This window comes from Pseudomonas sp. Pseusp16, assembly GCF_047324915.1.
Taxonomy (GTDB): domain Bacteria; phylum Pseudomonadota; class Gammaproteobacteria; order Pseudomonadales; family Pseudomonadaceae; genus Aquipseudomonas; species Aquipseudomonas fluorescens_CD.
In genome coordinates, this window is sequence record NZ_CP168522.1 from 5,206,336 (window position 1) to 5,220,163 (window position 13,828).

At 60.4% G+C, this 13,828-nt stretch carries 13 protein-coding genes; 5 read left to right on the plus strand and 8 right to left on the minus strand.

Going from position 1 to position 13,828, the window contains the following annotated elements; all coding sequences use genetic code 11:
* Positions 1-71: 71 nt before the first annotated feature.
* From ACEN8Q_RS23535 to ACEN8Q_RS23560, 6 genes are all read right to left on the minus strand, one after another.
* Positions 72-1,172 carry a polyamine ABC transporter substrate-binding protein gene (locus tag ACEN8Q_RS23535; protein WP_413423270.1) on the minus strand — a complete coding sequence of 367 codons (1,101 nt, stop codon included), beginning with the start codon at positions 1,170-1,172 and terminating at the stop codon, positions 72-74.
* Between the two features lie 11 nt (positions 1,173-1,183).
* A complete protein-coding gene (locus ACEN8Q_RS23540; protein ID WP_413423272.1) occupies positions 1,184-2,215 on the minus strand; it encodes a histone deacetylase family protein in 1,032 nt (343 codons plus the stop codon).
* A 140-nt stretch (positions 2,216-2,355) separates the two neighbouring features.
* Positions 2,356-3,351: an AraC family transcriptional regulator gene (locus tag ACEN8Q_RS23545; protein WP_413423274.1), complete on the minus strand. Its 996-nt coding sequence runs from the start codon at positions 3,349-3,351 to the stop codon at positions 2,356-2,358.
* 174 nt (positions 3,352-3,525) lie between these two features.
* Entirely contained in the window at positions 3,526-4,530 is a 1,005-nt protein-coding gene (locus ACEN8Q_RS23550; protein WP_413423276.1) for an asparaginase, read from the minus strand.
* 100 nt (positions 4,531-4,630) lie between these two features.
* The gene (locus ACEN8Q_RS23555) at positions 4,631-6,082 is read right to left on the minus strand and encodes an alanine/glycine:cation symporter family protein (RefSeq protein ID WP_413423278.1); all 1,452 of its coding nucleotides are present in this window, start codon (positions 6,080-6,082) and stop codon (positions 4,631-4,633) included.
* Positions 6,083-6,612: 530 nt separating this feature from the next.
* Positions 6,613-8,037, minus strand: coding sequence for an aspartate ammonia-lyase (locus ACEN8Q_RS23560; RefSeq protein ID WP_046038891.1), 1,425 nt, complete (start codon positions 8,035-8,037; stop codon positions 6,613-6,615).
* Between the two features lie 180 nt (positions 8,038-8,217).
* On the opposite strand from ACEN8Q_RS23560, the gene ACEN8Q_RS23565 reads away from it, so the two are divergent.
* From ACEN8Q_RS23565 to ACEN8Q_RS23585, 5 genes are all read left to right on the plus strand, one after another.
* Positions 8,218-9,135 (plus strand): LysR substrate-binding domain-containing protein, encoded by a 918-nt coding sequence (locus ACEN8Q_RS23565; protein WP_008045548.1) that lies wholly within the window; start codon positions 8,218-8,220, stop codon positions 9,133-9,135.
* Between the two features lie 343 nt (positions 9,136-9,478).
* Positions 9,479-9,970 (plus strand): 5-(carboxyamino)imidazole ribonucleotide mutase, encoded by a 492-nt coding sequence (purE, locus tag ACEN8Q_RS23570; protein ID WP_413423281.1) that lies wholly within the window; start codon positions 9,479-9,481, stop codon positions 9,968-9,970.
* Positions 9,971-9,981: 11 nt separating this feature from the next.
* Positions 9,982-11,064 (plus strand): 5-(carboxyamino)imidazole ribonucleotide synthase, encoded by a 1,083-nt coding sequence (locus tag ACEN8Q_RS23575; protein ID WP_413423283.1) that lies wholly within the window; start codon positions 9,982-9,984, stop codon positions 11,062-11,064.
* A 107-nt stretch (positions 11,065-11,171) separates the two neighbouring features.
* Entirely contained in the window at positions 11,172-11,417 is a 246-nt protein-coding gene (locus ACEN8Q_RS23580; protein WP_003229635.1) for a GlsB/YeaQ/YmgE family stress response membrane protein, read from the plus strand.
* Between the two features lie 87 nt (positions 11,418-11,504).
* Positions 11,505-12,041: a DUF3299 domain-containing protein gene (locus tag ACEN8Q_RS23585; protein ID WP_413423285.1), complete on the plus strand. Its 537-nt coding sequence runs from the start codon at positions 11,505-11,507 to the stop codon at positions 12,039-12,041.
* 116 nt (positions 12,042-12,157) lie between these two features.
* Here the strand turns inward: ACEN8Q_RS23585 and ACEN8Q_RS23590 are convergent, their stop codons facing one another.
* Together ACEN8Q_RS23590 and ACEN8Q_RS23595 are read right to left on the minus strand one after the other, a co-directional pair.
* On the minus strand, positions 12,158-13,057 hold the full coding sequence (locus tag ACEN8Q_RS23590) for a D-hexose-6-phosphate mutarotase (protein WP_413423287.1): 900 nt from the start codon (positions 13,055-13,057) through the stop codon (positions 12,158-12,160).
* Between the two features lie 67 nt (positions 13,058-13,124).
* The gene (locus ACEN8Q_RS23595; protein ID WP_007942704.1) at positions 13,125-13,529 is read right to left on the minus strand and encodes an acyl-CoA thioesterase; all 405 of its coding nucleotides are present in this window, start codon (positions 13,527-13,529) and stop codon (positions 13,125-13,127) included.
* Positions 13,530-13,828: the final 299 nt, after the last annotated feature.

Genomic DNA, 13,828 nt, shown 5'->3' on the forward strand with positions numbered 1-13,828 from the left:
CAGGTGGTAGATAAATATCGCAGGCAAAAAAAGACCCGCGCGATGGCGGGTCTTCATTTTCAACGTCTGTGTCAGGTCCCGGACTTGATCTTGGTCCAGGCCCGGGTCCGCGCGCGTTCGGCATCGCGCGGCAGCGGTTGCAGGGTGTAGAGCGTGCCCATCGCCGCTTCGGTCGGGTACAGGTTCGGGTTATTGCGGATCGCCGGATCGACCAGCTCCGTGGCGTCCTTGTTCGGGTTCGGGTAACCGACGAAGTCGCTGACCGGCGCGATCACCTGGGGTTGCAGCAGATAGTTGATGAAGGTGTAGGCGTCTTCCGGGTTCTTCGCGCCCTTCGGGATGGAGAGCATGTCGAACCAGATCGGCGCGCCTTCCTTGGGCAGGCGCATGTCGACGACCACGCCGTTCTTGGCTTCCTTGGCGCGGTTGGCGGCCTGGGAGAAGCTGCCGGAGTAACCGACCGCCACGCAAATGTCGCCGTTGGCGATGTCGGCCATGTACTTGGAGGAGTGGAAGTAGGTGACATATGGGCGAATCTTCATCAACAGCGCTTCAGCCTTGTCGTAGTCCGCAGGCTTTTTGCTGTTGGGGTCCAGGCCCAGGTGTTGCAGGGCCAGCGGCAGGATCTCCGACGGCGAGTCGAGCAGGGCGACGCCGCACTGCTTGAGCTTGCTGATGTTCTCTTCCTTGAAGATCAGGTCCCAGCTGTCCACCGGGGCGTTGTCGCCGAGCACCGCCTTGATCTTGGCCGGGTTGAAGCCGATCAGGATGGTGCCGTACATGTAGGGCACGGCGAACTTGTTGCCAGGGTCGTTGGCCTCGATCAGCTTCATGAGCTTTGGATCGAGGTGATTCCAGTTCGGTAGCTTGCTGCGATCCAATGGCTGGAACACGCCGGCTTCGATCTGCTTGGCGAGGAACACGTTGGACGGCACCACCACGTCGTAGCCGGAGTTGCCGGTCAGCAGCTTGGCTTCGAGGGCTTCATTGGTATCGAAGATGTCGTAGACCAGTTTGGTCTGGGCGTTCTGCGCCTTGAAATCTTCCAGGGCCTTGGGGGTGATGTAGTCGAACCAGTTGTAAACGCGCAGCGTGCGTTCTTCAGCGTGCACGGCACCACCGAGCAGCGTGGCGCACAGCGCGGGAGCGATAAAGCGCTTGAGTCTGTTCATTGTTGTTTTCCTCACTGAGCGCTTTCAAAGCCTTCAAGTACGTTCACGGCGTTGATGCCGATTTCTTCCACCGCATAGCCGCCTTCCATCACGAACAGCGTCGGTTTACCGAGCGCCGCAATGCGCTTGCCCATGGCCAGGTAGTCCGGGCTGTCGAGCTTGAATTGCGAGATCGGATCGTCCTTGAAGGTGTCGACGCCCAGGGACACGACGATGATGTCGGCACCGTAGTTGTCGATCTCCTTGCAGGCCTGCTCCAGCGCCGCGCTCCAGGTGTCCCAGCCCGATCCTGCGGCCAGCGGATAGTTGAAGTTGAAGCCTTCGCCGGCACCTTCGCCCAGCTCGTCTTCATAGCCGAGGAAGAACGGAAACTCGGCTTCCGGGTGACCGTGGATCGAGGTGAACAGCACATCGCTGCGCTCGTAGAAAATCGACTGGGTGCCGTTGCCGTGGTGATAGTCGACGTCGAGGATTGCGACCTTTTTATGGCCTTGATCAAGGAACGCCTGGGCTGCGATGGCGGCGTTGTTGAGGTAGCAATAACCGCCCATCAAATCGCTGGCGGCGTGGTGTCCCGGTGGACGGCACAGGGCGAAGGCACTGCGGGCGCCGCGCTGGATTTCCGCCTGGGCGGTCAGCGCCACTTGCGCTGCGCTGTACGCCGCCTGCCAGGTGCCCGCGGTGATTGGGGCGCCGCCGTCGAAGCTGTAGTAACCGAGTTCGCCATGCAAGCTGGTGGGCTTGACGCGGCGCAGGGTGCGCGCTGGCCAGGTGTAAGGCAGCAAGTCACCGTCGGTGTTGAATTCGGTCCAACGGGCCCAGGCGCCTTTGAAAAAGTCGAGGAAGTCGCGGCTGTGGATGCGCTCGATGGGCCCGAGGCCAAAATCCTTCGGCGTTTCGACAGGACCGAGTTTCTGCTTTTGCACCCGAGCCAGGACGTGGTCGGCACGCGATGGCATCTCGAAGCAGGGCTTGAGCTGGCCATCGATCAATTCACAACGGCCGTGGTGCAGGTGGTGATCATCCGAGTAGATCGTCAGCATTTCTTGTTCTCCGCAGGCTGATTCGGTTAAACACAGTCTTGCGGTGCGCAGGGTTTAGGAGAACGGCAGGAAAGGCCAAAAGGGGATCGATGTGGCCAAAACATTTGACCGAAATTCGCCCCTTGTTGGCGCAAGGGTTGTCAATGCGGCCTGAACTGACTCGGCGCAACACCGCTCCAGCGCACAAAGGCATGGCGAAAACTGGCGGTCTCGCTGAAGCCCAGGGCCTCGGCGATTTGATAGATCGGCAGTTGGTCCTCACAAAGCATTTGCTTGGCCTGCTCAAAACGCAGTTCGTCGAGCAACTCCTGATAACTGCAACCCATGTCCTTGAGATGCCGGCGCAAGGTCCGCGCCGAGCAATTCATCTGCTCGGCCAGACCCTCCAGCCCCGGTGCCGCATTCAATTGCGCGCTGAGCAATTGGCGAATCCGCCCGAGCCAGGCCTGGCGCCCGGTGAACTCGATGTTCTGTTTGCGGCAGCGTTCGGCCATGGCCTGATGGGTGATCACATCGGCCAGCGGCAACGGCTGGTCGAGCCAGCGCTTGTCAAAGGCGAAGGCGTTGTTGCGCGCGCTGAAGTGCACAGGGCAATCGAAGTGTTCGGCGTAGCTTGTTTCGTAGTCGGGCGCGGCATGTTCGAAGCGTGCGCCGAGCAAGGGCAGAGGATGGCCAAGCAGGTCGTCGCAGGTGACCTTCAGCGACACCAGGCAGAACTCGGCGTTGAACACCGCCATGGCCGGGCTCTCGCGGTAATCGGCGGCGGCGAACCAGATGCGCTCGCCATCGTCTTCAAGGCTCAGTTCGAAAAGTGTTCCCAGCAGCGCCGGATAACGCATCGCCAGACGTAAAGCGTCACCGAAGGTGGCACTGGTGAGCAGGGCGTAACCGAGTATGCCGTAGCAGGAGACGTGCATCCGTCGGCCCAGTTCCAGGCCGATGTCGCGCTTGAGGGCGACGGCATTGGCACAGACCTGCATTTCCTGATTGGTGGTGATGCGCGTGTCGGCGCGGTTCAGATCCGCCGCACTGATGCCGCTTCCGGCCAGCAGCGCTTCGCTGGACAAGCCTTGTGCCTTGAAGGCATCGAGGACCAGGGAAACGGCATTGAGCGTGGTGAGGTGGGAGTGGAGCATAAGGACTTCCAGCCTTGGGATGGCTGGAGCGCAGCAAGTTACATGCCGAGCGAGGAACCTGTAGGAGCGAGCTTGCTCGCGAAAAACCTGAGAGCGCCGCGGGGTGCCAGGCTTCCAGCGTTATCGTTAACGACCATCGCAAGCAAGCTCGCTCCTACAGGGATTTGTACTGTGTCAGCTCAATTCGCCGCAGAGGTCGAGTTCAACGAGACGGCGAACCTCGGCAGTTTCGAGTCCGGCTCCCAACAACCCATGCAACTTGCCGAACGCCGCTTCACGGGTCATGCCGCCACCGGATAGCACGCCAACTCCACGCAACCGGCTGCCTGCCTCGTAGACATCCAGCTCGACGCCACCTTCATGGCATTGGGTAACGGCAACCACCACCACGCCCTTGTCCCGGGCACGGCCGAGGCTGGCGAGAAACCCGGGGTTGTCGCTCGGACCGGTGCCGCTGCCGTAGCATTCCAGCACCAGGCCCTGAATGCCGCTGTCGAGCAAACCATCCAGCACCTCGGCGCTAATGCCGGGAAACAGTGGCAGCACCGCGACGTTCGCCAATTGTCCGGGTTGGTTGTAATTCAACGGTGTTGGTAGCGAAGGAGCTTTCACGCCACCGCCCTGACGTTCCAGTCGCTTGAACGGATGACGGCCAAAACTGCGTACCTTGGCGCAACGGGTCGGGTCCAGCAGTTCGCCATGGAAGTACAGATGCACGCCCGGCGCGAGGCCCTGGCCCAGTGCAACCAGCGCGCCGCCGAGGTTTTCCCAGGCGTCGCTATCGGTGACGCCGGCCGGCAGCATGGAACCGGTGAAGCACACGCGGGCATGCAGGCCGAGCAACTGGAAGCTCATGGCGGCGGCACTGTAGGCCAGAGTGTCGGTGCCATGCAGGATCAGCACGCTGTCGCAGCCCTGAACATCCACCGCATCGACCACGGCTTCACGCAACTGCTGCCAATACGTCGGGGTCATGTTGGCGCTGTCGATCAGCGGCGACATCTCGCGAAAGCGCCACTGTGGCACCACCAGCTCGGGTTGGCTGTGCAGATACTCTCGCATCCGCGCTTCGAAACCGGATGCCGGGGCCAGGCCATGGGCGCCGGCCTGCATGCCGATGGTGCCGCCGGTGTAGAGCACCATGACGTGCTGGGCGGCAGGGTAGGTCGAGGCATTCATGGGAGGTTCTCCAATAAACTATGACAGCTTGTGACCGAGCATGACGCCGGTCGCAAGCTGTGTCACGTCGGGCGCAGGGGATGCGCCCGGTTTTTACCGATCAGCGTTGCGCTGCGGGTACGCCTTGCGGCTCAGCTTGAGCCTTGGTGGCGGCGGCTGGCGGGTTCGCCGGCCAGGCTTTCAGGTCCAGATCCAGATCCGGGAATTTGCTCGAATCGAATATCGGCGTGGTGATACCAGCAGCGCGCTGGTCATCGTAGTCACGCAGGATGCGCATGCCGACCTTGAACAGCAGGAACAGCGCGATCAGGTTGACGAACGCGAGCATGGTCATGGTGATGTCGGCGAAAGCGAACACCGTGCCGAGGTTTTCGATGGCGCCCCAGAAAATCAGGACCAGTACCAGTGCGCGATAACCCATCAGTGCCTTGCGGTTTTCACCGATCAAAAAGCGCAGGTTGCTCTCGCCCAGGTAGTAGTTGTAGAGGATCGAGGTGAACACGAACAGCGCCAGGGCAACGGAGATGAACATCCGGCCCCAGTCACCGACCACGGCGGCCAGCGAGTTCTGGGTGAGGGCAATGCCGTCGCCTTCGAAGCCCGGGGTGTAGAAGCCCGAGAGCAGGATCAGCAGCGCGGTGCAGGTGCAGATCACGAAGGTATCGAGGAACACGCTGAACGCCTGTACCACACCTTGTGCCACCGGGTGCTCGACCGCCGCAACCGCCGCCACGTTCGGCGCACTGCCAAGGCCCGCTTCGTTGGCGAACACGCCACGCTTGACGCCCATGATAATCGCGCTGCCAATCAGGCCGCCAAAGGCCTGGTCCAGACCGAAGGCGCTCTTGACGATGGTCATCAGCATGCCCGGCACCTGGTCGAACTGCAGCACGATCACATAGATGGTCACACCGATGTATACCAGGGTTTTCACCGGTACCAGCAGGTCAGCGACCTTGGCGATGCGCTTGATCCCGCCGATGAACACCAGGCCCAGCAGTACGGCCAGGCCGATGCCGGTGTAGGTCGTGTCCAGACCGAACGCGTTGTTCAGCGAGTGCGTTACGGCATGGGATTGCAGGCCGTTGAAAGCGAAGCCGAAGGTGATCAGCAGCAGGAACGCCATGATCATCCCCAACCAGCGTTTTTGCAGGCCATGCTGGATGTAATAGGACGGGCCGCCACGGAACGTGCCGTCCGCATCGGTGCGTTTGTAAAGCTGGCCAAGGGAACATTCGAAGAAGCTGCTGGACATGCCGACCAGTGCGGTCACCCACATCCAGAACACCGCCCCCGGCCCACCGAGAGTCACGGCGATGCCGACACCGGCAATGTTGCCCGCGCCGACGCGGCCGGCGAGGCTGAGCATCAGGGCCTGGAACGAACTGAGTTGCCCGGCGCTGCTTTTGAGGCTGTCGCGGAACACCGCGAACATGTGGAAGAAGTGGCGCAGTTGAACGAAACGCGAGCGGATCGTGAAGTAGCTACCGAGCCCGACAATGAGCGCGATCAGTACTTTCCCTGAGAGGAAGTCGTTAATGACTTCGAGCATGGATTATTCCTCGCTGTTTTTTGTGTAGGCAAATGCTGGCCGGGTAGACACATCGAGTTACACCCCTTGGCGCACGGCACTAAGGGCGGTTCGAAGTTCGTCCCGGTTTCATATTGCGGGTTTGTTATTAGTTCGGGTTTCGCATGGGTTGTGGTCTCGCTACCGACGACCGCTCACGCGAAGAGGGGCGGCACTATACCGATGACAGTGCCGTCCGTCTGCACGGTTGTGGTGCGTTCGGTAAAACGAATCCTTTGAAACACCTGACATTCTTGTTGTCAGGCTATGTGGGAACTGCTCTTGGTGGGAGCGGGCTTGCTCGCGAAAGCGGTGTATCAGACACGTCATTGTTGAATGTGCTGCCGCCTTCGCGAGCAAGCCCGCTCCCACACTGGTCAGTCCCCAGATACACGGTTTTCACCGGCAAACAGTTAAAAAAAAGGGCCTGGAGATTGATCTCCAAGCCCTCAAAAGGTGAGAGGTGTCTAGTCCCTCGACCTGGTGAGCGGTGCTTCAGGTGATGCGTCGGGTTATGCCTTCAGAGGCACCAGACGCGGAGCAATCATGTTTTCCGGGCGCAGGATGTCGGCGAGCATGGCTTCGTCGAGCAGACCTTCTTCGCGCACCAGTTCCAGCACGCCGCGGCCGCTTTCAAGAGCGAGGCCGGCGATGCGGGTGGCATTCTTGTAGCCGATGTACGGATTCAGTGCGGTGACCAGACCGATCGAGTGCTCGACCAGTTCACGGCAGCGTGCTTCGTTGGCGGTGATGCCGACGATGCAGTGCTCGCGCAGCATGTCCATGGCGCGTTGCAGCAGGCGGATCGAGTCGAAGATCTTGAAGGCGATCAGCGGCTCCATCACGTTCAGTTGCAGCTGGCCGCCTTCGGCCGCGATGGTCAGGGCCAGGTCGTTACCGATGATCTGGAACGCTACCTGGTTAACCGCTTCCGGAATAACCGGGTTGACCTTGCCTGGCATGATCGAACTGCCTGGCTGACGCGCCGGCAGGTTGATCTCGTTGATGCCAGTGCGTGGGCCGCTGGACAGCAGGCGCAGGTCGTTGCAGATCTTCGACAGCTTGACCGCGGTACGCTTGAGCATGCCGGAGAACAGCACGAAGGCGCCCATGTCGGAGGTGGCTTCGATCAGGTCGGCCGCCGGTACCAGCGGTTGACCGCTGATCACTGCCAGGCGCTGAACGGCCAGGTGCTGGTAACGCGGGTCGGCGTTGATGCCGGTGCCGATCGCGGTGCCGCCCAGGTTCACTTCAGTCAGAACTTCCGGTGCCAGAGTCTTCAGGCGTGCCAGGTCTTCACCCAGGGTGGTGGCGAACGCACGGAATTCCTGACCCAGGGTCATCGGAACGGCGTCTTGCAGCTGGGTACGACCCATCTTCAGGACGTGGTTGAATTCTTCACCCTTGGCTGCGAATGCCTGAATCAGGCTGTCGAGGCTGGCGAGCAGGGCGTCGTGACCGAGCAACAGACCCAGACGGATCGCCGTCGGGTAGGCGTCGTTGGTCGACTGCGCCATGTTTACGTCGTCGTTCGGGTGCAGGTACTGATATTCGCCTTTCTGGTGACCCATGGCCTCCAGCGCGATGTTGGCGATCACTTCGTTGGCATTCATGTTGGTCGAAGTGCCAGCGCCGCCTTGAATCATGTCCACCACGAACTCTTCGTGGAAGTCGCCGCGGATCAGACGTGCACAGGCTTCGCTGATGGCAGCGTGCTTGGCTTCGCTCAGGTGACCCAGTTCGCGGTTGGCGTCAGCGGCGGCCTGTTTGACCATGGCCAGACCGACAACCAGTTTCGGGTAGTGCGAAATCGGAACGCCCGAAAGGCGGAAGTTATTCACCGCTCGCAGGGTCTGGATACCGTAATACGCTTGAGCCGGTACTTCGAGAGCGCCAAGCAGGTCATTTTCTGTGCGGAATGATGCAGCGGAGGACATGATAGAAATCATCTCAATATGGACCCGGTCTGTGCCGGAACGCTGTGAATGCTAGGCTTGTGCGAAATTTTGGGCCAATGCTGTTAAACACTAGCCTATGCACATTCGGCATAATGCCCGTGTGACGCCGCGTTGACGGCAAGCGTGTGACCTAAATTGGTGCGTGTCCGGGAGGACGTGATGAATCTGGAAAGCAAATGGCTGGAGGACTTTAGTGCCTTGGCCGCCACCCGCAGCTTCTCCCAGGCAGCCGAGCGGCGTTTTGTGACGCAGCCTGCGTTCAGTCGACGGATTCGCAGCCTTGAAGCCGCGCTGGGACTGACCCTGGTCAACCGTTCGCGTACACCGGTGGAGCTGACAGCGGCGGGACAATTGTTCCTCGTCACTGCGCGCACCGTGGTCGAACAACTGGGTGAAGTGTTGCGTCATCTTCATCACCTTGAAGGTGGTCAGGGCGAAGTCATGCAAGTTGCAGCCGCTCACTCATTGGCACTCGGATTCTTTCCGCGCTGGATCGCCCAACTACGCAACGAAGGCTTGAACATCGCCACGCGGTTGGTGGCGACCAACGTCGGCGACGCGGTGCATGCGCTGCGCGAAGGCGGCTGCGATCTGATGCTGGCGTTCTACGATCCGGATGCGGCGATGCAGATGGACCCGGAGATCTTCCCGTCACTGCACCTGGGGCACACCGAAATGCTGCCGGTGTGTGCGGCGGATGCCGATGGCAAGCCGCTGTTCGATCTGGAAGGCGAGGGCAGCGTGCCGCTGTTGGCCTACAGCGCCGGTGCGTTCCTCGGCCGCTCGGTGAACATGCTGCTGCGGCAACGGGCGCTACGTTTCACCACCATCTACGAAACCGCCATGGCCGACAGCCTGAAAAGCATGGCCCTGGAAGGCCTTGGTATCGCCTGGGTGCCGCAACTGAGCGTGCGCGCCGAACTGGCGCGCGGTGAACTGGTGGTCTGTGGCGGCCCGCAATGGCATGTGCCGCTGGAGATTCGTCTGTATCGCTGCGCGTTGGTGCGCAAGGCGAATGTGCGGTTGTTGTGGCGCAAGTTGGAGGGTGGGGCGGCGCAAGGTACAACCGGTTCTTGAACACGATGAAAGCCCCTGTAGGAGCGAGCTCGCTCGCGATGAACCTGAGAGCGCCTCGGGCTGTCAGGCTTCCAGCGTCATCGTTAACGACCATCGCGTGCGAGTTCGCTCCTGCAGGAAGATTTGTGTGGTTCGCTGGCTGACCTTCAGGTCAATAAAACCGGGACTTTGCGCCGTATGACAGATGGTCGTGACGGGGGCTGTTTATCTGCCGTATTGCGGTATACTGCGCGGCCTTCGGCCGGTTACGACCGGCCATAATTCGTACAATCAAGCCACGCATCCTGCGTGGCTTGTTGTTTTTTGACGCGCCTGCGGGCGCCCAGAGAGAAGAGGCACGACGATGAGTGCACTGGTTGGCGTGATCATGGGCTCCAAGTCCGATTGGTCCACCCTTAGCCACACCGCCGATATGCTGGAAAAGCTCGGCATCCCTTACGAGGTGAAAGTGGTCTCTGCCCACCGCACCCCGGACCTGCTGTTCCAGTACGCTGAAGAAGCCGAGGCGCGTGGCATCGAGGTGATCATTGCCGGTGCCGGTGGCGCAGCCCACTTGCCTGGCATGTGTGCGGCCAAGACCCACTTGCCGGTACTGGGCGTGCCGGTGCAGTCGGCGATGCTCTCGGGCGTTGATTCGCTGCTCTCGATTGTGCAGATGCCAGCCGGCATCCCGGTCGCCACCCTGGCCATCGGCAAGGCGGGCGCGATCAACGCCGCGCTGCTGTCGGCGAGTATCCTTGGCGCCAAGCACCCGCAGTTCCACACGGTGCTGAAAGCTTTCCGTGCTGAGCAGACAGACAGCGTCCTGGAAAATCCAGACCCACGCATCGCCTGAGGTTGTTGACGATGAAGATCGGTGTAATCGGTGGCGGCCAGTTGGGTCGCATGTTGGCGCTGGCGGGCACTCCGCTGGGTATGAACTTCGCTTTTCTGGACCCGGCGCCGGATGCTTGCGCAGCCGCGTTGGGCGAACACCTGCGGGCCGATTACGGCGATCAGGATCACCTGCGTCAGCTTGCCGATGAAGTCGATCTGGTGACTTTCGAGTTCGAAAGCGTCCCGGCGGAAACCGTCGCGTTCCTCTCGCAATTCGTCCCGGTCTACCCGAGCGCCGAAGCCCTGCGCATCGCTCGCGATCGCTGGTTCGAGAAGAGCATGTTCAAGGACCTGGGGATTCCTACCCCGGCGTTCGCCGACATTCAGTCCCAGGCCGACCTGGATGCCGCCGTGGCCTCCATAGGTCTGCCGGCGGTGCTGAAGACCCGTACCCTGGGTTACGACGGCAAGGGTCAGAAAGTCCTGCGCACGGCAGAAGATGTGATTGGCACCTTCGCCGAACTGGGCAGCGTGGCCTGCCTGCTGGAAGGCTTCGTGTCGTTCACCGGTGAAGTCTCGCTGATCGCCGTGCGTGCCCGTGACGGTGAAACCCGCTTCTATCCGCTGGTACACAACACCCACGAAAGCGGCATTCTCAAGCTGTCCGTGGCCAGCACCGATCACCCGTTGCAAGCCCTGGCCGAAGATTACTCCAGCCGTGTGCTCAAGCAGCTGGATTACGTCGGTGTGATGGCGTTCGAGTTCTTTGAAGTCGACGGTGGCCTCAAGGCCAACGAAATTGCCCCGCGCGTGCACAACTCAGGGCACTGGACCACCGAAGGTGCCGAGTGCAGCCAGTTCGAGAACCACCTGCGGGCCGTTGCCGGTCTGCCGTTGGGTTCGACTGCCAAGGTCGGTGAAAGCGCGATGGTCAACTTCATCGGTAAAGTGCCGGAGACCGAGAAAGTCCTGGCCATCGCCGATTGCCATCTGCATCACTACGGCAAGGCGTTCAAGGTCGGCCGCAAGGTCGGTCATGCCAACCTTCGTTGTGCAGACCGCGAGACGCTGACGGCCCAGATTCTCAAGGTTGAAGCACTGATCGCCGAATAGTTTTTATCTGGTTGCGGCGGAACCTTCCGGTTGCGCCGTTCTCTCATGGCAGGTTGCGAAAGTCTGACTAGGCTTTCGAATAGCTACTTCATTGAGAGGGGAATGCCATGGGAATTATCGGAACCATCTTTATCGGCTTGATCGTCGGTCTGCTGGCACGGTTCCTGAAACCGGGCGATGACAGCATGGGCTGGATCATGACGATTCTGCTCGGTATCGGCGGTTCGCTGGCGGCCACTTACGGCGGTCAGGCCTTGGGCATCTACCAGGCTGGCCAAGGTGCAGGTTTCATCGGTGCACTGGTGGGTGCCATTGTGTTGCTGGTGATCTACGGACTGATCAAAAAGAACTGATCCAGGCGACAAAGCCCTCTCCGCCAATCCGGCCGGGAGGGCTAGAATGCTCGGCGTTTCCTGTTCTTCCAATTACCGAGCACCTTCATGCGCCGTCTTTTGTTGACTCTTGTTTTACTGGGTTCGGGCCTTGCCCATGCCGGCGAACTGCCGGAAACCGACTGGCTCGAATTGATGCCCAAGTCGGACCAGAAGGCCCTCGAGGCCATGCCTGAAATCGACCACAACTCCCCTGAAGCCAATGGCACTTTCACCGACAAGGGTGGGATGAAACAGGCCAAAGGCTTGCCGGCGGTGATGTACTCGACCAAGACCGTTGCGTCGATGAACGACAAGAACATCCGCATCGGCGGTTATCCAGTGCCGCTGGAGTCCGACGCCAAGGGGCACAGTACATTGTTCTTCCTGGTGCCGTACCCGGGCGCCTGTATCCACGTGCCACCACCGCCGCCCAACCAACTGGTGCTGGTGCGTTATCCCAAAGGCCTGAAGCTGAACGACATCTACACGCCGTTGTGGGTGACCGGTACGCTGAAGATCGAGAAGGTCAGCAATGACCTGGCCGATGCAGCGTATGCGCTGGATGCGGAGAAGGTCAGAGTCGTAAAAGAGTCCGACTTGTAGAGATGCAAATGTGGGAGCGGGCTTGCTCGCGAAGGCGGTGTAACAGCCAACGATGATGTTGAATGTTATGACCCCTTCGCGGGCAAGCCCGCTCCCACATTGGTTTTAGGTGTTACTTAGAGCGGCGCGCTGTTGACGCTCACGCCCAGCGTATGGCTTGCCCCTGGTTTCAGGTTCACTACATCGCCCATCACGTTCGCCGTCTCGATGCACAGCATGCGCTGCCAGCCGTCGTCGGCCATGTCGCTGAACGCAGCGGCGCGGTCGACCCACGGGTTCCAGATCACCGCCGTACGCGATCCACTGCTGGTCAGTACGATGCGTCGCTCCCATGCAGGATCGACGATGCTCAGCTGCGGCGGGGCGTCGAGGTAGATGCGATCGGTCTCGCCGGTAAAGCGCAGGTCACCGGTCTGGGTAACGGTTTTCCAGTTGTCCAGGGTTTCGATGTAGTTGAGGCCGTCCACGCCTTCGACGTGCACGTCACGTACATCGCTGACGGCAAAATAACTGTGCAGCGCCTGGCTGATGCTGACGGTTTCAGCACCCCGGTTGTGGCTGATCAGATGGATGTGCAATTGCTCGTCGAGGCGAATGCTCAGCGTCAATTCCACCTGGTGTGGCCAGCCGGGAAAGCCGCCTTCGGGGTAGGGCAGGAGGAATTCGACCTTCAGGCTTTCGCCTTCGGCTTCGATGCCACCCAGTTCCCAATCCATCGCTCGCACGAAACCGTGAGCCGCCGGTGCTTCCTTGCTGACGCGCATTGCCTGAACGCTTTGCGGATTGCGCTCAAAGACGCCAAACCACGGCCAGCACACCGGCACGCCGGCACGGATGCTCTTGCCGGTCTTGAACACGGCCTCGTCGTTGAGCCAGATCAACGGCGGCTGGCCGGCCAGTTGATAACTGAGGATGTGCGCGCCTTGCTGGGCTACCAGCAATTCGGCCTGACCGTGGCGGATGCGCCAGCAGTTCAGTTCATCCAGCTTTACGGCTTCAACATTGGGCGTGCTCATGGGACAGCTCTCGATCAGTAACGTGGACAACTATCGACCGCAAAACGGCTACCAGGTTTAAAAGCTCTTATCGAGCCCTTGGCGGAACCGAACGGGTGCGACCGCTGCCGTCGATGGCAACGAACACAAACACCGCTTCCGTTACTTTACGCCACTCGCTGGACAGTGGATCGTCGCTCCAGACCTCGACCATCATCTTGATCGAGCTGCGGCCGATTTCCAGGGCCTGGGTATAAAAGGACAGCTGCGCGCCCACCGCCACCGGAACCAGAAACGCCATGCGGTCGATCGCAACGGTGGCAACGCGCCCGCCGGCGACCTTGCTGGCCATCGCGGTACCTGCCAAATCCATCTGCGCCACCAGCCAGCCGCCGAAAATATCGCCAAAGCCATTGGTTTCGCGAGGGAGCGCGGTAATTTGCAAGGCCAGGTCGCCTTGCGGGATCGGATCTTCTTGTTCGAGCTCTATCATGCCGGGGGTGCCTCTGACCCGTGACTCTTCGTTGGTATTGCTGGTGGTAGCCGTCTTCGGGAAAAACGATTCACCACCGAACATACTACGTTCGTCACGTTTTCCATAAGGCGCCTAAAGGGAAACTCTGCGAAATCGCCTATGAACCTGACAGGCGTTTTCGCACAGCAACCCCTCAAAAACCGGAGCAAGGCTGCGAGTATATCGGTCGGTAGACTCCACGACGACCGTCCGGTTCTCATTTTGACCGTCAAAAACGCACCTCTATGTGCTTTTTCGAACAATTTGCTATCGTGCCG

Coding starts and splice junctions, on each gene's coding strand:
- ACEN8Q_RS23535 (WP_413423270.1), bottom strand. CDS start 1,172: ATGAACAGACTCAAGCGCTTTATCGCTCCCGCGCTGTGCGCCACGCTG.
- ACEN8Q_RS23540 (WP_413423272.1), bottom strand. CDS start 2,215: ATGCTGACGATCTACTCGGATGATCACCACCTGCACCACGGCCGTTGT.
- ACEN8Q_RS23545 (WP_413423274.1), bottom strand. CDS start 3,351: ATGCTCCACTCCCACCTCACCACGCTCAATGCCGTTTCCCTGGTCCTC.
- ACEN8Q_RS23550 (WP_413423276.1), bottom strand. CDS start 4,530: ATGAATGCCTCGACCTACCCTGCCGCCCAGCACGTCATGGTGCTCTAC.
- ACEN8Q_RS23555 (WP_413423278.1), bottom strand. CDS start 6,082: ATGCTCGAAGTCATTAACGACTTCCTCTCAGGGAAAGTACTGATCGCG.
- ACEN8Q_RS23560 (WP_046038891.1), bottom strand. CDS start 8,037: ATGTCCTCCGCTGCATCATTCCGCACAGAAAATGACCTGCTTGGCGCT.
- ACEN8Q_RS23565 (WP_008045548.1), top strand. CDS start 8,218: ATGAATCTGGAAAGCAAATGGCTGGAGGACTTTAGTGCCTTGGCCGCC.
- purE (WP_413423281.1), top strand. CDS start 9,479: ATGAGTGCACTGGTTGGCGTGATCATGGGCTCCAAGTCCGATTGGTCC.
- ACEN8Q_RS23575 (WP_413423283.1), top strand. CDS start 9,982: ATGAAGATCGGTGTAATCGGTGGCGGCCAGTTGGGTCGCATGTTGGCG.
- ACEN8Q_RS23580 (WP_003229635.1), top strand. CDS start 11,172: ATGGGAATTATCGGAACCATCTTTATCGGCTTGATCGTCGGTCTGCTG.
- ACEN8Q_RS23585 (WP_413423285.1), top strand. CDS start 11,505: ATGCGCCGTCTTTTGTTGACTCTTGTTTTACTGGGTTCGGGCCTTGCC.
- ACEN8Q_RS23590 (WP_413423287.1), bottom strand. CDS start 13,057: ATGAGCACGCCCAATGTTGAAGCCGTAAAGCTGGATGAACTGAACTGC.
- ACEN8Q_RS23595 (WP_007942704.1), bottom strand. CDS start 13,529: ATGATAGAGCTCGAACAAGAAGATCCGATCCCGCAAGGCGACCTGGCC.